This window comes from Ruegeria sp. CE9 (genome assembly GCF_056537425.1).
Genome location: NZ_JBQFRO010000003.1, coordinates 104,239 through 125,513, shown reverse-complemented (window position 1 = coordinate 125,513; position 21,275 = coordinate 104,239). Strand labels below are relative to the sequence as shown.

Here is a 21,275-nt window from a genome sequence, read left to right as displayed (position 1 = left end):
TAGGGGCAGCGCATGACGACAGGGAATGACGAAGCCAGACCTGACCAGCCCCGGGAAGAGGACGTCTATGCGCTGGATCGGCGAACCGTAGCGGCGATCCTCTATGCGGTTGATGTCGAGGATCGCGCCAAGCTGATTGAGCTGATGGAGCCGCTGCATGCGGCCGATATCGCTGACCTTCTGGAACAGATCAACCCATATGACCGCGCCCGCCTAATCCGGTTGTACGACAAGGAATTTGACGGGGATATCCTGTCTGAACTGGATGAATCCGTCCGGGAAGAGGTGATCAACGTCCTGAAACCGGACGTCTTGGCCGAAGCCGTTCGAGAGATGGAAAGCGACGATGTCGTTGACCTTCTGGAAGACCTCGAAGAACCACAGCAGGAAACCATCCTTGATGCGCTGGAGGATTCCGAGCGGGTCGCGGCCGAACAGGCGTTGTCATACCCCGAAAACTCGGCCGGTCGCCTTATGCAGCGCGAAGTGGTCATGGCGCCCGAGCATTGGACGGTGGGGCAGGCCATCGATTTCATGCGGGCTAATGATGACCTGCCTGAGCAATTCTACCATGTCATTCTGGTTGACCCGCGACTGAAACCCGTTGCGCAGGTTACACTAGGCAAGCTGATGGCGACCCGGCGCGAGGTGCCACTGCATGACATCGCCGAAGAGGAGTTCCACACCATCCCCGTCGAACAAGACGAAGAGGATGTGGCATATGCATTCAACCAGTATCACCTGATCTCGGCCCCGGTTGTGGATGCTGATGGGCGGTTAGTAGGCGTGATCACCATCGACGATGCGATGGTGGTTCTGGATGAAGAATACGAAGAGGATATGCTGCGTCTTGCGGGCGTGTCGGACGAAAGCTCTCTGTCTGATAGCGTAGCGGCGACGAGTAGGCGCCGCTTGCCCTGGCTCGGCGTCAATCTGGTCACCGCGATTTGCGGATCGCTGGTGATTTCGCAGTTTGAAGCCGCGATCGATCAACTGGTCGCACTTGCGATCCTGATGCCGATCGTGGCGTCGATGGGGGGCAACGCCGGAACGCAGTCGCTGACGGTTGCTGTGCGGGCCTTGGCCACGCGCGACTTGACTGGCTCGAACGTGGGGCGAGTGATCCGGCGCGAACTGCTTGTGGGAATGCTCAATGGGATGTGTTTTGCCGTTGTTTTGGGAACCGTTGGGATGATGTGGTTCGATTCTCCGCTGCTGGGTGTCGTGATCGGATCGGCGCTGGTCGTGAACATGATCATCGCAGGCTTTGCAGGTACGGTAGTACCCGTAGTGCTGGACCGTCTGGGCGTTGACCCGGCGCTGGCATCAGGAACCTTTGTGACTACAACAACAGACGTCATGGGCTTCTTCATCTTTCTGGGGCTCGCCAGCGTGGTGCTATTGTGACCGAAAAAACCGATCTGACTGAACTCAAAGCCGCTGCACGCAAGGCTGCCTTCGCGCGCCGTCGGGCAGCGTTTGATGCGCGCATTCCGGGGGCAGCAGGTCGTTTGTCAGAAGTTCTGGCAGGGCATCGCGGTGTTCCCACGTCCGGCTACATGCCGATCCGCACCGAAATTGACCCGCTGCCGGCAATGGCTGAGGCGGCGGCTTATGGGCCTGTAGGAGTGCCCGTCATTCAAGCCGCAGGCCAGCCATTGCGCTTTTCGCGCTGGACGCCGGAAGGTGTGCTGAAAGACGGGCCCTTTGGTGCGAAAGTGCCGGAAGTCGACGACTATTTTGATCCTGAAATACTGATCGTTCCCTTGGTGGCGTTTGATGCGAAAGGCGGACGATTAGGCTATGGCGGCGGATTCTATGACCGCACTCTAGAAGGCTTGCGCGCAAAACGCCCGACGCTTGCCATTGGCTTTGCCTTCGATGCGCAGGAAGCTGAGCATCTGCCGCTAGAGCCGACGGATCAACCGCTGGACATGGTGATCACCGAAAGCCGGGTACTGACCTTCTGAGCATGCATCTGCCGCGCATTTGTCTGGTTCCGCCTTGTTATTGCCACCTGCGGCGCTTAGGACCGCAATCATGAGGATTTTGTTTCTTGGTGACGTTATGGGGCGCTCGGGTCGCGCCGCCATTCAGCAACATCTGCCGCGTCTGCGTGACGAATGGCGGCTGGATTTTGTGGTGGTCAATGGCGAGAACGCCTCGAACGGGATGGGGCTGAGCGGGGATCACGCCAAGCTGCTGCTTGAGGCCGGGGCGGATTGCATCACGCTGGGCGATCATGCGTTCGATCAGAAAGACATGCTGCAGTTCATCGAGAAAGAACCGTGCATCGTGCGTCCGGTGAACTATGCCAAAGGCGCACCGGGGCGGGGGCACCGGCTGTTTACGGCACCGGGTGGGCGCAAGGTGCTGGTGGTTCAAGTGCTGGGGCAGGTCTTCATGAAACGGCCCTTTGACGATCCGTTCTCGGCCATCGAACCGATCCTGAAATCGCATCCGCGCGGCGGTCAGGCGCAGGCGATCATCGTCGACATGCATTGCGAAGCAACATCCGAGAAGATGGCGATGGGCCACTATTGTGACAAACGCGCCAGCCTTGTGGTGGGGACGCACACACATGTACCAACCGCAGACGCGCAGGTATTGCCGGGTGGGACAGGATACCTGACTGATGCCGGGATGTGCGGCGACTATGACTCGGTCATCGGGATGGATAAGCAGGAACCCATGCGACGGTTCATCACCGGGATGCCCAAGGCGCGGTTCACGCCTGCAAATGGCGAAGCGACGTTAAGCGGCGTATTTGTGGAAACCGATGATCGCGACGGCAGCGCAAAATCTGTGCAGATGGTGCGGGTTGGTGGGCGGTTGCAGCAGGCAGCGCTCTGAAAAACACGTCGGGCTTGCCCTGATGAACGCAATACGTGAAACTGATCACCGGGCGCGTGTGCCAGTTTAGGGTTCGGACAGAATACCAAGAATGCAATTCCTTCAACTGACAGAGACGGGCAGCGCGATACTGGCGCTGATGATCGTCGCAGGCATGTTCATTATGTTCCTGCGCGAGGTTTATCCGACCGAGGTTGTTGCCATCGGCGGGGCAGCCCTGATGCTGGCCACCGGTATTCTACCCTATCAAAGTGCGCTCGCGGTCTTGTCGAACCCCGCGCCTTGGACCATTGGCGCGATGTTCATCATCATGGGCGCACTGGTTCGGACCGGGGCTCTTGATGCTTTCACCTCGGTTGCGCAGAAGCAGGCGCAGGTGAACCCCCGGTTCGCCATCGGATTGCTGATGGCTTTTGTCGTCGTTGCATCAGCGGTGGTCTCTAACACGCCGGTGGTTGTTGTGATGATCCCGGTCTTTATTCAGATCGCCCGTACATTGAACGTTTCAGCGTCCAAGCTATTGATCCCGCTCAGCTATGCAGCGATTCTTGGCGGCACGCTGACGCTGATTGGGACGTCGACTAACCTGCTGGTCGATGGTGTTGCGCGGGCGCAAGGCATGGCCGCATTCACGATCTTCGAAGTCACGCCTCTGGGCATCGCGTTGGTGATCTACGGAATGGTTTATCTTCGCTTTATTGCGCCTCGCTTGCTGCCCGAGCGTGACAGTATGGCTGAAATGCTAAGCGACCGCTCTAAGATGAAGTTCTTTACCGAAGCTGTTATTCCCCCCGACAGCAACCTGATCGACCGAGAAGTAACTGGGGTTCAGCTGTTCAAACGCCCTGGTGTGCGTTTGATCGACGTCATCCGGGGGGATGAATCGCTGCGCCGGAACCTGAAGGGTGTCAGCCTGAAAGTGGGCGACAGGGTGGTTCTGCGTACCGAGATGACCGAGTTGCTGAGCCTTCAAAGCAACAAGGAACTCAAGCGCGTCGATCAGGTCTCGGCGGTTGAAACCAAGACGGTTGAGGTGCTGATCACGCCAGGATGCAGAATGGTTGGCCGAACGCTGGGGTCTATGCGGTTGCGGCGGCGGTATGGCGTTTATGTGTTGGCTGTTCATCGCCGAAACCAGAATATCGGACGTCAATTGGATGACCTGACCGTGCGGGTCGGTGATACGCTCCTTCTGGAGGGCTCACCTGCCGATATTCAGAAGCTGGCGGCGGATATGGACATGGTTGATGTCACGCAGCCATCGGCGCGGGCATTCCGGCGCAGCCATGCTCCGATTGCTATCGGCGCGCTGGTTGGGATTGTTGCTCTGGCTGGACTTGGCGTTGCGCCGATCCTGCTGCTTTCAATCATCGCTGTTGCTGTTGTTCTGATGACCCGCTGCATCGACGCGGACGAGGCGTTCTCATTCGTTGAGGGCCGATTGCTGGCCCTGATTTTCTCGATGCTCGCAATCGGCGCGGCGCTCGACAAATCCGGAGCGGTGACATTGATCGTCGAGGCAGTAGCCCCCGGGCTGGGCATGTTCCCACCTTTCCTGATCATCTGGGCGGTGTACCTGCTGACATCGGTGCTGACCGAGTTGGTGTCGAACAATGCGGTGGCCGTGGTCGTCACACCGATCGCGATCTCTCTGGCGCAGGCGGTGGGCATCGATCCGCGTCCGCTGGTTGTCGCGGTAATGGTTGCTGCTTCGGCGTCTTTTGCGACGCCTATCGGCTATCAGACCAACATGATGGTGTACGGCCCGGGCGGGTACAGGTTCACAGATTTTCTGAAGGTTGGTGTGCCGCTGAACCTGACGGTGGGACTGCTGGCATCGCTACTGATCCCATTTATCTGGCCTCTCTAAGGCCGGCACGGATTCGCCGACTTGAATGTGTTGCACTTGTAAAACCTGATCCAGGCACAATCTTTTCGCTAAAGACGAAAGTGAAAGGATGGGATCATGCCTTTTCCAAAACTCGGGCAGACCATTGTGGCCGGAGCAATCATATTAGCCTTGCTCGGCAGTCAGAGCCATGCCGGCACCGTCACCGGTACTGCAACTTATCGCGAGCGGATTGCTCTGCCGCCGGATGCGACACTTTACGTGGAATTGCAGGATATCTCGCGCGCGGATGCCGCCGCTGTGACCCTCGCGGCGCAACGTTATGCGTTGGACGGTGTGCCCTCAGATTTCGAGCTGACCTATGATGATGCTCTGATCCGTGAATGGATGACCTATGCTGTACGCGGCGCGATCTATGGTGGGGACGAGTTGCTGTTTACAACGGATACCGTCCACCCTGTGCTGACCAATGGCGAAGGCAACACGGCAGAGCTTTTGCTGGTGCAAACGAACAGGCAGGGTACCGAAACACTGGAAGGGACCGAGTGGACAGCCATCGGCATTGACGGAGCTATTCTTGACTCAAAACGCCCACCTCAGCTCTCGTTCGCTCAGGGCGGCGCGTTCGGTGGCACAGGCGGCTGCAACAGGTTCTCTGGGCAAGCCGAGATCAGCGGCAATAGCCTTGAGTTTCCAGACAACATGGCCGCGACCCTGATGGCATGTCCACCAGAACTGGAAGAGGTCGAAGACCAGTTTCTGGCGGCCCTGCAAAAGGTAACAAACTATGCAGTCGCCGGCGATAGTCTGGTGCTGCTTGATTCTGCGGGCGAGCCGGTGCTGAAATTTGTGCGCAGCCAGTAATTACGCGACGGCGCGGGACCGTCCCGCGTTGCGTCCCGAGAAGATGCATCCACCCAGGAATGTGCCTTCCAGCGCGTTGTATCCATGGTAACCGCCGCCGCCGAAACCTGCGACCTCTCCGGCTGCAAATAGGCCGGGGACGACCTGACCGTCTGCACCGATCATCTGGCTGTCGAGGTTGGTTTGTAAGCCGCCCAGCGATTTGCGGGTTAGCACATGCAGCTTGACTGCGATCAGCGGCCCGTTAGACGGATCGAGGAACTTGTGGGGCTTGGCGGTTCGGATCAACTTGTCGCCCCGATAGTTGCGCGCCGCGAGGATCGCCATCATCTGCGCGTCCTTCGAGAACGGGTTGTCGACCTGCGAATCCCGCGCCTCGATCTGGGCACGCAGATGCGCCTCGTCAATCAGCCCACCACCAAGCTGGTTCATTCCTGTGACCAATTCAGTCAGCGTGCGAGCGACGACGAAATCCTCGCCCTTTTCCTTGAATGCCTCGACCGGAGCGGTGGCCTTTGAGCCCGACAGGATGCGCTGACGGATCACTTCTTTCCAACTGCCCGATGTGAAATCGGGATTCTGTTCCGAGCCTGACAGCGCGAATTCTTTCTTGATGACCTTCTGCGTCAGCACGAACCAGCTGTATTCATATCCGGTTTTCAGAATTTCGCGCAGTGTGCCCAGAGTATCGAAGCCCGGCAGACACGGAGGCTGCAGGCGATTGCCGCGCGCATCGAACCACATAGAACTTGGGCCGGGCAGGATACGAATGCCATGTGCGGGCCAAATCGGGTCCCAATTGCGGACACCTTCCGTATAATGCCACATCCGGTCGCCGTTGATCACATGCCCTCCTGCCTTTTCGGTGATCGGGATCATCCGGCCATCCACGTGAAAGGGAACGCCCGCCACCATGTCTTTTGGCGGCTCACCCAGCCGGTCGCGCGGCCAGCTCTTGCGCACCATCTCAAAGTTACCGCCAATGCCGCCCGAGGTGACAATGACCGAAGGAGCGTAGACCTCGAACTCACCCACTTCGTCTCGGTTGGTCTTGCCGCCGCGCTGGGCGGTATCGTCGGCCAGAACCTCTCCGGACACGCCTTTGGCGCATCCGTTTTGCATGATGATGTGGCTGACTTGATGTCGGAACTTCAGTTGAATCAATCCGGCGCTGACATGTTCATGCACTCGGCGGACGAAATGTTCCAACACACCCGGCCCGGTGCCCCAAGTGATGTGAAATCGTGGGACCGAGTTCCCATGCCCATTGGCATAAGACCCTCCGCGTTCAGCCCAGCCCACAACCGGGAACCATCGTAGGCCCATCTCTTGCAGCCATGGCCGCATCTCACCGGCTGCGAATTCAACATATGCTTGGGCCCATTTACGCGGCCATGCGTCCTCATCCCGGTCGAACTGCGCGCTGCCCATCCAATCACGCAGGGCCAGATCGTGGCTGTCGCGGATACCCATGCGGCGTTGTTCGGGGGTATCGACCATGAACAAACCGCCGAGGCTCCAGAATGCTTGCCCGCCAAGGAAATGTTCAGGTTCCTGATCCACGATAATCACGCGTTTGCCGCGATCCCCCAGTTCCGCTGCAGCTGCCAGACCGGCAAGGCCAGCGCCAACGACAATCGCATCTGCTGTGTTTTCAGTCATCGGATCTCCTTTCAGCGGCTGCGGAACCAGAGAATAAAAGGGGTCGCGACCACATACATGGTGATCCCATAGACGGCGGCAGGTACGGCCAGAGGGCTGAATCCCGTCGTCGTGCCAGTGATCAGTGCCGCCAGTGTAATCCCCATCGCCGAGTTCTGAATGCCGGTGTCGATTGAGATGGTCTTGGCCTCTTCCCATGTTAGATTTGCTGCGCGGGCCAGCCCAAGGCCGATCAGCAATAAGGCTATGTTCAGGCCGATCAGAGCGACTCCGATTGAACTGAGATTTTCGATGAAGAACGTCCAGTTCCCTGCAAGAGCGGCCAAAACAATCAAAACGAATAGGATGGATGCTATCGTTGAAAGCGGGCCATCAACCCGAGCGGCAAACTCTCGCGCAAACCTGCGTATGCTGACGCCGATGGCGACCGGTAATGTGGTGATCAGGAATAGCGCTGTGGCTAATGCACTGATTGAGACTTCGGGCGCGGCCTCTCCCATGAAATGATTGATCGACCAGGCCGCTAGTATAGGAACGGTCACGATTGACAGCAGGCTAATCACCGCCGTCAGGCTGACGGACAGGGCCACATCCCCCTTTGCGAATTTGGCAAGAATGTTGCTGGTCACTCCGCCGGGGCAGAAGCTGAGGAGCATGACGCCGACAGCGATCTCGGCGGATAGTCCGAACAGCGAAACTGTTAGAAAGGCCGCCAATGGGATCAACATCACCTGGCTAATCGCACCAATGGCAAAGGGGTAGCCGCGCGTCAGAACGCGGCGGAAATCAGCGGCCTCAAGCCCGATCCCCAGAGACAACATGATAATGGCCAGCGAAATCGGCAGGCCGACATTGATAAGTAAGTCCAAGAACAACTCCTCCCAAAGCCGTTCGGGCCAGCCTATGCGAGGGGTCGTGGATCAGGCAACCGCGCCGTTAGGTCACCCGTATCGTTCGGCAAATCGGCGCAAGATTTCACCCGGTTGCGTGACGTCTGCGGCGTGGCACATATCGATCAGATTTTGCGCATCTTCCGGCGGGAAATAGCCGTGATCCTTGTAGATATGGATACGCTGTTCGAAATCCTTGGCGTCCGCCTCGGGGTGGAACTGGGTGGCATAGACATTCTGACCCCAGCGGATCATCTGAATCGGGCAGGGGTCCGAGGCCACCAGAAGCACACAGCCTTCTGGTAAGGTCTGCACGGCCTCTTTATGGCCGACAAACGCCTCGAACTGTGGATGCAATCCAGCGGTCAGAGGGTCCTGTGTGCCATCCTCGGTCAGGCGACAATCAGACGGACCAACTGGCTCGCCATATTGCCGTTTGCTGACATCACCCCCTAGATGCGCGGCAAGAATGCCCAAACCATAGCAGCACCCCATGAACGGATGATCCTGCGCGGTGATCTGCGGCATCAGCCCCATGATCGCACCCTCGATCTTGGCATCCAATGCGGATTTGCTGGCCGGGTCGTCACTGACGCAGCCCGGACCGCCGCCGACAATGACACCTGCGTAGTCAGTCACATCCAACGCCTCGGGCAAGTCTTCGCAATCCAACCGGATGCGATGGGCCTGCGTGGGCCGAAGGCCGGTTTTGTCCAGAATCGAGGCGTACTCGGCATCCGACGCATAAGTTTCCGGGCGCAGTTGCAGGATCAGAAATCGTTTCATGCGCTGCCTTTACCCATCAAAGCGGCCAGAACACAAGGATAGAGGGGATTGAGACCGCTATGATCAGAACCTCCAGTGGCAATCCCATGCGCCAGTAATCGCCAAAGCGGTATCCGCCGGGACCCAGGACCAGAGTGTTATTCTTATGCCCAATTGGGGTAAGGAAGGCAGCGGATGCCGCCACCGCAACGGTCATCAGAAATGGATCGGGTGACACTTGTAGCGTTCGCGCCATTTGAATGCCAACCGGGGCAGCAACAATCGCAGTGGCTGTATTGTTGAGCACATCTGACAGCGTCATTGTAACGACCATCAGTACCGTCAGGATCGCCCAAGTTGGCAAGCCATTCGTCAATTGAATGAGAGCGTTAGCGATCAGCCCCGTTCCGCCTGAGGTTTCAAGCGCGCTGCCCAGCGGGATCATCGAGCCCAGCAGAACCACCACAGGCCATTCGATGTGGTTGTAGATATCCGCAATCGGCATGATCTTGGTCAGCACATAGGCCACGACCACCAGGCCCAAAGCGATGGGTAGATAGATCAACCCAATGCTGGCCGCGAGAACAGCCGCAGCGAACAGGCCAATAGCCAGCCAAGCCTTGTCATTTGCGGTCACGTTCAACCCGCGTTCTGCCAGCGGTAGACAGCCAAGCCATTCAGTCACATCGGCGCTGCGATCCCGGGGGCAAAGCAGCAACAAGATGTCCCCGGGTTCAACCTCGGTCTTGCGGACCTGCTGGGTGATGCGCCGTCCTTGACGCGATATCCCCATCAGTACCGTGCTTTGTCGCCACGCAAGCCCTAACGCCTGCGCAGTGCGTCCGGTGATGCGGGCACTTTCGGGAACAACGACCTCGATCACCTCAAGCCCATCGCCTTCGGCGGTCAAAACCTCTTGTCTCCGCGTGTCCGAGAAATCCAGATTGAGCGCGGCGCGGAATTCGTCCAGCGCCTCGGGCCGCGCCTCCAGCACCAGCGCGTCGCCTTCGTGCAAGGTCGCGTGGGTCGATCGGCCATAGCGGCGCTTGCCGTCACGGATCAGACCAATAATGGCCACGTCAGATTTCTCGGCAGCTTCATAAAGCTCACTTACTCGCTTGCCGATATGCGGTGATTCAGGTGGGATCGTCAGTTCTGCGATATATTCCGCCAGCACTTCCGAAGTCTCTTCTTGAACACCTCGATTTGGGATCAAGCGCCAGCCAATCAAAGCCACAAAGGCGAGACCGGCAATGGCGGCGATGCCACCCACAGGGGCAAAGTCAAACATCCGAAACGGCTCGCCCAGCGTTTCGGCCCGGATTGAGGCGATAATGATATTCGGGGGCGTACCGATCAGGGTGGCCATGCCACCAAGGATGGTTGCAAAACTCAGCGGCATCAGGCTGAGACCGACCGAGCGCCCAGCCTTTCGTGCGGTCTGGATGTCGACCGGCATCAGCAAGGCCAGCGCCGCCACGTTGTTCATAAAAGCCGACAGGATTGCGCCGATTCCGCCCATCAGCGCGATATGCGCGCCCAGCCCGCGCGAGGCATCAACCAGCGTCCGCGTGATCATGAACACAGCACCCGAGCGCACCAGACCGGCAGAAACCACCAGCACGAGCGCGACAATGATTGTGGCCGGATGACCGAAACCCGCAAAGGCGCTGTCAACGGGAACTACACCCAACGTGACTGCGATCATAAGCGCGGTGAAGGCCACGAGGTCATAGCGAAACCGCCCCCACAGCAGCATTCCAAACACGGCGAAAAAAAGGGAAAAAAGAATGATTTGATCCGTCGTCATGCCGCCACCATAACCCGCGCCAGCCTTGGGGCAAGTCGATCTCTTGATCCCAGCCCCCGCAAACGTCTATATGAGCGCCAAACACGCAATCACGAATGACGAGGACGCACCATGGCAGGCCATTCCAAATGGGCCAATATCCAGCACCGCAAGGGACGTCAGGACGCCGCGCGGTCCAAACTGTTTTCCAAGCTGTCGAAAGAGATCACAGTCGCTGCCAAAATGGGCGACCCCGATCCCGACAAGAACCCGCGCCTGCGTCTTGCGGTAAAAGAGGCCAAGTCGAACTCGGTCCCCAAAGACGTGATCGACCGCGCGATCAAGAAATCGGTTGCGGGCGAGGGCGATGAATACGAAGAAATTCGGTACGAGGGTTATGGCCCCAATGGCGTCGCGGTAATCGTCGAAACGATGACCGACAACCGAAACCGTACCGCATCCACGGTACGCTCGACCTTTTCTAAGAACGGCGGAAATCTGGGCGAGACCGGCTCGGTCGGTTTCATGTTCGACCGCAAGGGTGAGGTTGTTTACCAGGCCGATGCAGGTGATGCGGATACGATTTTTGAAGCGGCCATCGAAGCCGGGGCCGAGGACGTTGAAAGCTCGGAAGACGGTCACATCATTTGGTGCGCTGATACCGATCTGAACGATGTGTCGAACGCATTGGAAGAGGCGTTGGGTGAATCCGAATCCACCAAGCTGGTGTGGAAACCTACCACCACGACCGAACTGGGTCTGGAAGACATGCAAAAGTTAATGAAGCTGGTGGATGCGCTGGAAGACGACGACGACGTTCAGCGCGTGACCACGAATTTCGAAGCGACGGACGAGGTCATGGCACAGCTCTGACCTGCTGATCGATCGCGCAAGGATTTGAACCCGGCCCGTTTGGCCGGGTTTTTTTGTTGCAAAAGAGTGCCCAACAGAAGTCTTGGCCCCAAAGAAACTTGCAATTCGTGTCAGATCAGTGAGGCTGAAGACCCTGAAATGCGACTGCAGGCAGACAACTCAGAGCACGGAAAATGGCCGAAAAAACCAATGATCCAGCGAGACGCAATGTTCCGGTAATAGCCAGCCAGAGCATACTGTCTCAGGTCGCGTGGACATTGGGCAGCCCCTCTGTTGTCCTGCCATTTCTGGCAATCTCGTTGGAGCTGCCGATGTTCCTTGCCGGGGCGTTGGTGTCAATCCGGATGGTTGGCAGCATGATTTCAGATGTGTTTCTGGCCCAACCCATCGCAGCACAGGCACGCAAGAAACGTGGTATTGCGCTGACTGAACTGGGTTTGGGTGGGTGCCTGCTCATGGCGCTGGCAATCGCCGCAACCGGAAGCGTTACGTTGACCGCAATCGCGTTCGTTGCCGCTTTTTTCATGATCGGTTTGATTGAGGAAAGCCAATCCCTGATGCTGTCTGATTTGTTCGGCGATCATCTGAAATCCAAATCCAGGATGGTTATCCGCTATCTGCAATTGGGTGCAGGTGGCCTAGGGGCGATCGGGTTGGTCTTGCTGATACATGAGATCACCAAAGAGTATCCGCCATTCTCGCGGCATTCTGCTGTGATTGCGGCGTCGGTTGCTTTCTTCCTGTTTTCGGCGCTGTGCATTCTGGGTATGTCCGAGATTACGCGCGGTGAACCAAGCGGTGAAAAGATCAAAAAAACAGGCCATCGATCCCTGCGCGACATCATTTCCGGTATCGCCAGCATGTTCGAACAGCCATGGTTCCGACGCTATATGGTCATGCGTCTTCCGTTGGTTGTGGTGTCGCTATCGGTGCCGTTTTTTGCGCTCATCGCTGCGGAGGCGCATCACGCTTCGGCCAAGGGATTGACGGCCATGATTATCTCTTCGGCGTCCGGCTATCTGGTTTCAGCACCGCTTTGGCAATTGGTGAACATGAAATCTCATCGCGCGGTGATGGTTGCGGGTAATCTCATGGTCGCAGTGACTGGGATCGTTTTGCTGGCTTTCCACTACGCCCATATTGATCATGAGGTGCATTTACACGCGATTGCATTGTTTATCGTCTCGGTCGCGACAACTGGGATTTCAAGCGCGCGTAAGTTGTACTTTCTGGATATTGCCCCAAAGGATCAGCGCATTCAGGGCGCTGCGGCGATCAAATCCATATGCAGGCTGGCCGCCGTTGCCCTATCCGCCATATTGGCCGCGGTTGCGCATATGCACGAGGTTGCATCGGCGATCGTATTCATTGTTCTTGTCAGTCTTTGGGCGGCCTATGCCTGCTATCATATTGCGCTTCCTCAAAAGCTTGGCGAGGCGCAGCCATAAGGTTGGGCAGGGCCAACCAAACTTTGGGCTGCTACACGACGCACAACTTTGGTTAGCGGTGCCAGGGCAGGGGCCAGAACGCGCCCGATCTGCCAAGTCAGTTCAACATCCAACGGCGCATTTGGTATGACTTCGCAGAGTTGACCGTTTTCAATCGCTTCACGAACAAGGCTTTCAGGATTCATACCCCAGCCCAATCCTGCGATTGCCGCCTCTACAAATCCGTTCGAGGACGGCAGAAAATGTGAGGGCGGCGAAAGGCGCCCACCAGTCTGGGTAGTCATCCATGTTTGCTGTAGATTATCTTTGCGGCTGAATGTCAGACAGGGGGCATGTGACAAGGTTTTCGCGGATACGCCTTTGGAAAACCACCGCTGCATGAAAGCAGGGCTGGCGGTGGGCAGATAGCGCAAAGCACCTAGGGCAATGGCGTCACATCCGGCGACAGACTGGCCACCCACGGTGATTGCCGCGCTGACTTCGCCGCGTCGTAGCCATTCGGCCGAGTGATCCTGATCGTCGATCACGAGATCGAACATTATGTCTTCTGCCTGAGCCATCGCACCAATGAACCAAGTCGCCAGAATGTCAGCTGGGAGCGCAATGCGCACTTTTGCCGGGCCCTCGCGTTGATCTAGCGTCAGTTCTCGCGCCAGTTTGGCCTCTAGCAAACCGATATCTTCAGCATGACGGGCAATTCGCAGGCCCGCAGGCGTTCCGGTGCAGGGTGTGCCACGATGGATCAGAGCGGCGCCAACCCGATCTTCCAGTGCTTTGATACGCTGCGAAATTGCGGAAGGGGTAACCGATAGCTCGGATGCGGCTGCCTCAAAGCTGCCGTGTCGTAATATCGCGGCCAATGCCGACAGGTGATGAGGGTCAAGCAGCATTAGTATGACTTAACTGAAGTTATCAACATTAATTTGATAAAATTGTACGCGCCCTGTAGTCAACGTCGAACTTCAGGAGATCGCATGTTCCCATCAATGATCGCAGGATTTGCCCTGGGCTTTAGCCTTATTTTGGCGATTGGCGCTCAGAACGCTTTTGTTCTGCGACAGGGGCTGCGGCGCGAGCATGTCTTTCCGCTCTGCCTGACGTGTGCAGTTTCGGACGCCATTCTGATCGCAGCAGGTGTTGCCGGGTTTGGCACGCTGGCGCAGGCCGCACCGTGGTTTGAGACGGTAATGCGCTATGGCGGCGCGGTTTTTCTGACTTGGTACGCGCTGCGCAGTTTCCGCTCCGCCTGGCAGGGCGGTGCTGCGATGGAAACTGGTAACGGGCAACGAACCAGTTTGCGCGCAGCCCTGCTGACTGTTCTGGCATTCACCTGGCTCAACCCTCATGTTTATCTGGATACTGTCGTGTTGATCGGATCAATCTCGGCCCAATATGTCGACCGTATGGCGTTCGCGATCGGTGCGATGACTTCAAGTTTCGTCTTCTTCTTTACACTAGGTTATGGGGCCAGGGTTCTGTCGCCGATTTTTGCTCGACCGCGCGCATGGCAAGTGCTGGATGTGTTGATCGGGGTGGTCATGCTGGCGATTGCGCTAAAACTTGTTGTCATGTGAAGGGTTGTTCCCAGCCGAAAATCAGTATTCAACCGTCCATATGAACTCACCCAATACTCAGCAACGCCCGCTAATAGGCATGTTCTGGATGTTTGCCGCAGGTCTTTGCTTTGTGGGAATGAACGCGTTGGTCAAGATGCTGGGAACCAGCATGAATCCCATTCAGGCCGCGTTCTTGCGCTATGCGCTGGGTCTGGTGTTTCTTTTGCCGGCCATCGGAGCGATTCTTGGAACACCTCTGACACGTCGCAATCTGACTCTGTTCGGAGTTCGTGGTGGAGTTCACGCCATAGCCGTCATGCTATGGTTCTTCGCGATGACGCGTATTCCGCTGGCCGAAGTGACAGCGATGAACTACATGACGCCGATTTATGTCACGATTGGTGCTGCCATGTTTCTGGGTGAAAAACTGGCCTTTCGCAGAATCGCGGCGATCATGGTGGCAGTTATCGGCGTACTTATCATTCTAAGACCTGGCTTTCGGACAGTTATGCCGGGCCATCTGGCGATGCTTGGTGCAGCACTGGCATTGGGGGTTTCTTATCTGCTGGCCAAAGTGATGGTGCGCGACATACGCCCCTCTGCCGTCGTTGCACACTTGTCGATCTGGGTCACGATCGCATTGGTGCCCTTCGCCATTGCTGTCTGGGAACCACCAGATTTGCACGATCTGCTGGTGCTCTGCGCAATTGCCAGCTTTGCCACTGCAGGCCACTACTTCATGACGCTCGCATTGCAAGCGGCCCCAGTGACGGTGACTCAGCCGGTCACGTTCTTGCAACTGATCTGGGCAACATTGCTTGGCACGTTGGCCTTTCATGAACGCGTCGACATTTGGGTGATTGCTGGCGGGACGCTAATCCTTGCCGCAGTCAGTTTCATCACTTGGCGCGAAGCCGTGTTGAGCCGGGGCAAGACAATCCCGCCTACGCCGCCACAAGGATCCGAGATGCCGCAATCAGTGCGCCGAAACGTTATTGATTGACGAGTCAATTTAAACACCGTAGCCTTCCATGCACTCAGGTATGGCAGAGAGGCGAAAATGCCAAAAATCGGAATGGAGCCGATCCGGCGCGATGCAATCGTCAAAGCGACGATTGCTGAACTAGGCGTGCAGAAATCGCTCGATGTCACCGTCAGTCAAATCGCCAAACGCGCCGGAATGTCGAGTGCGCTCGCACATCACTATTTTGGTGGCAAAGAGCAGATATTTCTGGCTGCCATGCGCCGCATTCTTTCAGATTTCGGGGCAGAGGCTCGCACGCAACTCAGCTCTGCGAAGCCGGATGATCGCGCGCAGGCCATTATTCGCGCCTGCTTTGCGCCATCATGTTTCACACCGGATGTGATCGCGGCGTGGATGACCTTTTATGTGCTGGCGCAAACCAATGATGATGCTCTGCGGCTTTGGCAGATTTATCAGGCGCGGATTCGTTCGAACCTTATCCACGCACTACGTCCGCATATGAGCGATCCGACTGAGGCGGCGGAAGATATGATCGCTTTGATTGATGGGCTTTACATCCATTCTGCACTGGACGCCCCGCAAAAACCCGAGCTGGCAGTCAATCGTGCGTTGCGAGTTTTGAGCGCATTTTTAGAGGCGAAAAAATGACAAAGCCCAATATTCTGATCCTGATGGTGGATCAGCTCAACGGAACCCTCTTTCCGGACGGTCCCGCAGAATGGTTGCATGCGCCGAACCTGAAAAAGCTGGCTGAGAAATCCACGCGATTTGCCAACACCTATACGGCCTCGCCACTGTGTGCGCCGGGACGTGCAAGCTTTATGTCGGGCCAACTGCCCTCTCGCACCGGCGTCTACGACAACGCCGCCGAGTTCCGCAGTGACATCCCGACCTATGCGCACCACCTACGCCGCGCGGGATACTATACCTGCCTGTCCGGAAAGATGCATTTTGTTGGTCCCGACCAGCTGCACGGGTTCGAAGACCGCCTGACCACCGATATTTATCCGGCGGATTTCGGTTGGACGCCGGATTATCGAAAGCCCGGTGAACGTATCGACTGGTGGTATCACAATATGGGTTCGGTCACGGGCGCTGGTGTGGCGGAAATCTCTAACCAGATGGAGTATGATGACGAGGTCGCATACAACGCCAAAGCCAAACTATACGATCTGGCGCGCGGTAAGAATGATCGCCCTTGGTGCGTGACGGTAAGTTTTACTCACCCGCATGACCCCTACGTTGCCCGACGTAAATACTGGGATCTCTATGAAGATTGCGAGCATCTGGAGCCGCAGATCGCGGATCTGGGCTATGAGAGCCAAGATCCCCATTCCAAGCGCATCTTTGACGCCAACGATTGGCGCAGCTTCGACATAAAGGCTGAGGATATCCGCAAGTCCCGCCGCGCCTATTTCGCCAATATCTCGTATCTAGACGACAAGATCGGAGAGGTACTGGAGGTGCTGGAAACCACCCGGCAAGAGGCGATCATCCTCTTTGTCTCCGATCACGGCGATATGTTGGGCGAGCGTGGATTGTGGTTCAAGATGACCTTCTTTGAAGGGTCTTCTAGGGTACCTTTGATGATTTCGGCACCTGACCTACCTGTCGGGCGCATCGAAACACCCGTTTCAACAATTGATGTGACACCTACGCTTGGTGCGCTGGCAGGCGTTGATATGGCTGAAATCGCACCGTGGACGGACGGCGAAAACCTTGTGCCGTTGGCGAAAGGTGAAGAACGAACCGCTCCGGTCGCAATGGAGTATGCGGCCGAGGCCTCATATGCGCCATTGGTTTCTCTGCGTAATGGCAAGTGGAAATACAATCGTTGTGCTTTGGACCCTGATCAACTGTTCGATCTAGAGGCCGATCCGCATGAGATGACCAACCTTGCCGAATTGCCCGAACACGCGGGCACCCTTCAAACATTGCGGGCCAAATCCGAGGCGCGCTGGGATCTTGAGCGCTTTGATGCTGATGTACGAGCCAGTCAGGCGCGCCGCTGGGTGGTCTATGAGGCATTGCGTCAAGGCGGCTACTACCCGTGGGATTATCAACCGCTGCAGAAAGCGTCCGAACGCTACATGCGCAATCACATGGATCTGAATGATGTAGAGGAAAGCCAACGCTTCCCGCGTGGCGAATAACTCTTCACTTTTACAAAACACTTCTGCGGGTAGAGATGAGATTTTTCGTCGAAAAATCTTATCCCTAGCGGGAGCGGAGACACGAATATGGAAGCTGATTTTGTCATAGTCGGTGCTGGCTCTGCGGGATGTGCAATGGCATATCGCCTGAGCGAAGCCGGGGCATCGGTCCTGGTGATTGAACATGGTGGAACCGATGTCGGGCCGTTCATCCAGATGCCCGCCGCGTTGAGCTATCCAATGAACATGTCGCGCTATGATTGGGGTTACAAATCGGAACCCGAACCACATCTGAACAACCGCAGATTGGCGTGTCCGAGAGGAAAGGTCATCGGAGGGTCATCCTCGATCAACGGCATGGTCTATGTGCGCGGTCATGCGCGCGATTTCGATACCTGGGCCGAGATGGGGGCGGATGGCTGGTCATACGCGGATGTGTTGCCCTACTACAAACGAATGGAGACCTGGCACGATGGTGGTCATGGTGGCGACCACGCTTGGCGTGGGACGGATGGGCCGCTGCATGTGTCACGCGGACCTCGTGAAAACCCTCTGTTCAAAGCCTTTGTCGATGCGGGCCAACAGGCCGGTTACGAGATCACCAGCGACTACAATGGCGAAAAGCAAGAGGGCTTTGGCCCTATGGAGCAGACCGTCTGGAAGGGTCGGCGCTGGTCGGCGGCAAACGCTTATCTGAAACCAGCCCTTAAGCGCGACAATTGCGAAATTGTGCGTGGGCTTGCCGCCCGCGTGATTATTGAAGCAGGCCGTGCGACGGGTGTTGAACTTATCCGTGGTGGAAAGCGCGAGGTGATCAAAGCAAGGCGCGAGGTCGTATTGGCGGCCTCGTCGATCAACTCACCAAAGCTGCTAATGCTGTCAGGCATCGGACCTGCCGCGCACCTTGCCGAGCACGGCATCAAAGTGGTTGCCGACCTCCCCGGCGTTGGCGGCAATTTGCAAGACCATCTTGAGCTTTATATCCAACAGGCGTCATTGCAGCCGATCACGCTGTACAAGCATTGGAACCTCTTCAGCAAAGGCATGATCGGGGCGCAGTGGTTGTTCACGAAAACCGGCCTTGGTGCATCGAACCAGTTTGAAAGCGCGGCTTTTGTGCGCTCGAAACCAGGTGTGGAATATCCTGACGTCCAATACCATTTCCTACCGATGGCCGTTCGCTATGATGGGCAGGCTGCAGCCGAAGGTCATGGGTTCCAAGCGCATGTGGGACCGATGCGATCGCCCTCGCGTGGGGCCGTAACTCTTCATTCTGCCAAAGCCGAAGATGCCCCGGTAATTCGGTTTAATTACATGAGTCATGAGGCGGATTGGGAGGATTTCCGAACCTGTATCCGATTGACCCGAGAGATTTTTGGGCAAGAGGCATTCAAGCCCTACGCGGGCAAGGAAATTCAGCCGGGTGCCGCCGTTCAATCGGACGCAGAGCTCGACGCCTTTATCGCCGAACACGCCGAAAGCGCCTATCACCCATGTGGAACCTGTCGCATGGGTCGCGTGGATGACAAGGGTGCAGTGGTCGACCCGCAGGGGCGTGTGATCGGGGTAGATGGATTGCGTGTCGCCGACAGCTCAATCTTTCCGCAGATCACTAATGGCAATCTGAATGCGCCATCGATCATGGTGGGCGAGAAGATATCGGATCACTTGCTCGAGAAGGATCCGTTGCCCAAAGCAAATGATCAGCCGTGGATCAGCCCAAGATGGGCAACAGCGCAGCGTTGATTCATCCCGGATTATCTGAAGTCTTCTGATTTGTGGCATGGTGACGGACGCGCGAAATTTGATCGGTATCAAAGAAGAGCGCGATAGTCATGTTTAGATGTCGAATGTAACGCTTAAACAAGGAGACAACTGAATGTCCCATACCCCGCATGAACTGGCTGAGGAGTTTCCCGACAAGGTCGAAGTAATGAGCCAGCTCAAGCAAACGGACGCGCATTTTGCCCGACTTGCGGACGAGTATCATGACATCAACCGCGTGGTGCATCGGGCCGAGACCAATGTCGAGCCGATGGAAGAGTTGGCTGAAGTTGAACTGCGAAAGAAACGCGCGGCGCTCAAGGATGAGATTTGGGCGATTTTATCGAAAAGCTGATAAGAACACGGGGGCTTTGCCAATGAGCCCCCGTATCATCATGGCGGATGACGATCAGGTAACCTTGTAAGGCAGGGTGCCTCGGCTATGGGCGTCGATCGTCAGGCGACGTTCTAATGGCGGAACGGATCTTTGGTGACAATTCTGGCGCTCACAGATGCGACAGGATATGCCGATTGGCTCGTAAGAACTGGCGTTGCTTAAGTCGAGATTGTCGGCATAAACTAGGGCCTCGGCATGCCGAACCTCGCACCCCAATGCGATAGCGTAACGGCGAACCGGCGCGCCAAATGAGCCGCCTGATTTCGAGACGTCGCGCGCAAGCGAAATGTATCGAACGCCGTCTGGTGTTTCGGCCAATTGCTGCAGGAAGTGCCCCGGTGTCTCAAATGCCCGGTGGACATTCCATAGCGGGCAGGCCCCACCAAACCGGGCAAATTGAAGGCGTGTCGCCGAGTGGCGTTTGGTGATCGTACCGGCCTGATCAACGCGGACAAAAAAGAAGGGAATCCCCTTTGCGCCGGGACGCTGCAACGTGGAAAGACGATGCGCCACCTGTTCAATCGATGCGCCGAACCGGTTGCTAAGTAGCTCCAGATCATGCCGGTATTCCTGCGCGGCAGAAAGGAACGCGCCGTACGGCATAAGCGAAGCACCGGCAAAATAATTTGCAAGGCCGATTTTCGCGATGGCGCGGGCCTCGTCGCTTTGAAAGCGCGCGAAATCGAGCGTTGCCTCAAGCAGCTTATCCTGACTGATCAACGCCACTTGCAACAAAAGTTGAAAGACCTGTGTTTGCGGCGCAGCGCGTGAAGACAGGCGCAAGGATTTGTCGTTCGCATTGTAGCTGCGCAAAGTGTCAGTGTCGGCGAACGTAACGTGAATGCCGCGCTCCGTCAGGCTGTTCAAAGCGACAATACGAATATCGCTGCTGTCATCGGTACGGCTGGCGAACCGCTCGGCGGCGCGGTCGACCGCATCGATATAGTTGTCGCAATAATGAAAGAAATCCCGCACTTCTTCCCAGGGGCTGGCCTGAATTCGAGCATCCTCGCGGCCCAGCGCCTCATCAAGTGAAGCAAGCCGTTCATGGGTTTGGCGATAGGCGCGGTGCAGCTCGATAAAAGCCCGCGCAAGCGCGGGCGCGTTCGAGGCGGTCAATCTGAGGTCGGCCAGAGGAGGCATCATGTCTGCAAAAACTGGATCGGCGAGCGCCTCGCGCATGTCTGACACCAGGCGTTCGCTGTCGCCCGTGCTAAGTTCGGTGACGTCCATGCCAAACTCTTGTGCCAGGGCCAGAACAACCGTTGTCGAGATCGGACGGTTATTGTTCTCCATCTGGTTCAAGTAGGGCAGCGAAACACCTAGCTTTGTAGCAAAGTCCTTTTGCGTCAGGGATAGGCGCGTCCGCATTTCGCGTAACTTAGCGCCTGCATAGAGTTTTTGGGTGGCCATGGGGATTCTTTGCA

Annotated in this window: 19 protein-coding genes; 13 read left to right on the top strand and 6 right to left on the bottom strand. The window is 56.9% G+C overall.

The annotated features are described in order from the left end of the window. The first annotated feature begins 12 nt into the window (after positions 1-12). The 5 genes from mgtE (at position 13) to ACR0B3_RS07700 (ending at position 5,566) form a co-directional block, all read left to right on the top strand. Positions 13-1,407, top strand: coding sequence for a magnesium transporter (gene mgtE / locus ACR0B3_RS07720; RefSeq protein WP_480808550.1), 1,395 nt, complete (start codon positions 13-15; stop codon positions 1,405-1,407). Next, on the top strand, positions 1,404-1,970 hold the full coding sequence (locus ACR0B3_RS07715; protein ID WP_480808549.1) for a 5-formyltetrahydrofolate cyclo-ligase: 567 nt from the start codon (positions 1,404-1,406) through the stop codon (positions 1,968-1,970). Before mgtE ends, ACR0B3_RS07715 begins: the two co-directional genes overlap by 4 nt. Before the next feature lie 70 nt (positions 1,971-2,040). Beyond that, on the top strand, positions 2,041-2,853 hold the full coding sequence (locus tag ACR0B3_RS07710) for a TIGR00282 family metallophosphoesterase (protein WP_480808548.1): 813 nt from the start codon (positions 2,041-2,043) through the stop codon (positions 2,851-2,853). Positions 2,854-2,944: 91 nt separating this feature from the next. Then, positions 2,945-4,723 carry an SLC13 family permease gene (locus ACR0B3_RS07705; protein WP_480808547.1) on the top strand — a complete coding sequence of 593 codons (1,779 nt, stop codon included), beginning with the start codon at positions 2,945-2,947 and terminating at the stop codon, positions 4,721-4,723. A gap of 96 nt (positions 4,724-4,819) precedes the next feature. Beyond that, a complete protein-coding gene (locus ACR0B3_RS07700; RefSeq protein WP_480808546.1) occupies positions 4,820-5,566 on the top strand; it encodes a YbaY family lipoprotein in 747 nt (248 codons plus the stop codon). Here the strand turns inward: ACR0B3_RS07700 and ACR0B3_RS07695 are convergent, their stop codons facing one another. From ACR0B3_RS07695 to ACR0B3_RS07680, 4 genes are all read right to left on the bottom strand, one after another. Next, positions 5,567-7,228, bottom strand: a complete 1,662-nt coding sequence (locus ACR0B3_RS07695; RefSeq protein ID WP_480808545.1) for an FAD-binding dehydrogenase — start codon at positions 7,226-7,228, stop codon at positions 5,567-5,569. An 11-nt stretch (positions 7,229-7,239) separates the two neighbouring features. Then, entirely contained in the window at positions 7,240-8,097 is an 858-nt protein-coding gene (locus tag ACR0B3_RS07690) for a bile acid:sodium symporter family protein (protein WP_480808544.1), read from the bottom strand. A gap of 72 nt (positions 8,098-8,169) precedes the next feature. Continuing rightward, positions 8,170-8,904 carry a glutamine amidotransferase gene (locus ACR0B3_RS07685; RefSeq protein WP_480808543.1) on the bottom strand — a complete coding sequence of 245 codons (735 nt, stop codon included), beginning with the start codon at positions 8,902-8,904 and terminating at the stop codon, positions 8,170-8,172. A 16-nt stretch (positions 8,905-8,920) separates the two neighbouring features. Next, the gene (locus tag ACR0B3_RS07680; RefSeq protein WP_480808542.1) at positions 8,921-10,693 is read right to left on the bottom strand and encodes an SLC13 family permease; all 1,773 of its coding nucleotides are present in this window, start codon (positions 10,691-10,693) and stop codon (positions 8,921-8,923) included. Between the two features lie 111 nt (positions 10,694-10,804). Between ACR0B3_RS07680 and ACR0B3_RS07675 the strand changes: the two genes are divergently transcribed. Together ACR0B3_RS07675 and ACR0B3_RS07670 are read left to right on the top strand one after the other, a co-directional pair. Further along, positions 10,805-11,545 (top strand): YebC/PmpR family DNA-binding transcriptional regulator, encoded by a 741-nt coding sequence (locus tag ACR0B3_RS07675; protein WP_170352472.1) that lies wholly within the window; start codon positions 10,805-10,807, stop codon positions 11,543-11,545. Between the two features lie 173 nt (positions 11,546-11,718). Next, positions 11,719-12,993 (top strand): permease, encoded by a 1,275-nt coding sequence (locus ACR0B3_RS07670; RefSeq protein WP_170723540.1) that lies wholly within the window; start codon positions 11,719-11,721, stop codon positions 12,991-12,993. Here the strand turns inward: ACR0B3_RS07670 and ACR0B3_RS07665 are convergent. Beyond that, complete coding sequence (locus ACR0B3_RS07665; protein ID WP_170723539.1) at positions 12,966-13,883, bottom strand: LysR family transcriptional regulator ArgP; 918 nt, start codon at positions 13,881-13,883, stop codon at positions 12,966-12,968. The two genes, ACR0B3_RS07670 and ACR0B3_RS07665, sit on opposite strands and share 28 nt — an antisense overlap. 84 nt (positions 13,884-13,967) lie before the next feature. On the opposite strand from ACR0B3_RS07665, the gene ACR0B3_RS07660 reads away from it, so the two are divergent. From ACR0B3_RS07660 to ACR0B3_RS07635, 6 genes are all read left to right on the top strand, one after another. Continuing rightward, a complete protein-coding gene (locus ACR0B3_RS07660; protein WP_480808541.1) occupies positions 13,968-14,567 on the top strand; it encodes a LysE/ArgO family amino acid transporter in 600 nt (199 codons plus the stop codon). 40 nt (positions 14,568-14,607) lie between these two features. Next, positions 14,608-15,552 (top strand): DMT family transporter, encoded by a 945-nt coding sequence (locus tag ACR0B3_RS07655; protein ID WP_480808540.1) that lies wholly within the window; start codon positions 14,608-14,610, stop codon positions 15,550-15,552. 57 nt (positions 15,553-15,609) lie between these two features. Beyond that, positions 15,610-16,182 carry a choline-binding transcriptional repressor BetI gene (betI, locus tag ACR0B3_RS07650; RefSeq protein WP_480808539.1) on the top strand — a complete coding sequence of 191 codons (573 nt, stop codon included), beginning with the start codon at positions 15,610-15,612 and terminating at the stop codon, positions 16,180-16,182. Next, on the top strand, positions 16,179-17,687 hold the full coding sequence (gene betC / locus ACR0B3_RS07645) for a choline-sulfatase (protein WP_480808538.1): 1,509 nt from the start codon (positions 16,179-16,181) through the stop codon (positions 17,685-17,687). Before betI ends, betC begins: the two co-directional genes overlap by 4 nt. 87 nt (positions 17,688-17,774) lie before the next feature. Continuing rightward, complete coding sequence (betA, locus tag ACR0B3_RS07640; protein ID WP_480808537.1) at positions 17,775-19,433, top strand: choline dehydrogenase; 1,659 nt, start codon at positions 17,775-17,777, stop codon at positions 19,431-19,433. A 133-nt stretch (positions 19,434-19,566) separates the two neighbouring features. After that, entirely contained in the window at positions 19,567-19,806 is a 240-nt protein-coding gene (locus tag ACR0B3_RS07635) for a DUF465 domain-containing protein (protein WP_170683267.1), read from the top strand. 54 nt (positions 19,807-19,860) lie between these two features. On the opposite strand, the gene ACR0B3_RS07630 is transcribed toward ACR0B3_RS07635, so the two are convergent. Then, the gene (locus ACR0B3_RS07630; protein WP_480808536.1) at positions 19,861-21,261 is read right to left on the bottom strand and encodes a helix-turn-helix domain-containing protein; all 1,401 of its coding nucleotides are present in this window, start codon (positions 21,259-21,261) and stop codon (positions 19,861-19,863) included. Positions 21,262-21,275 lie beyond the last annotated feature (14 nt).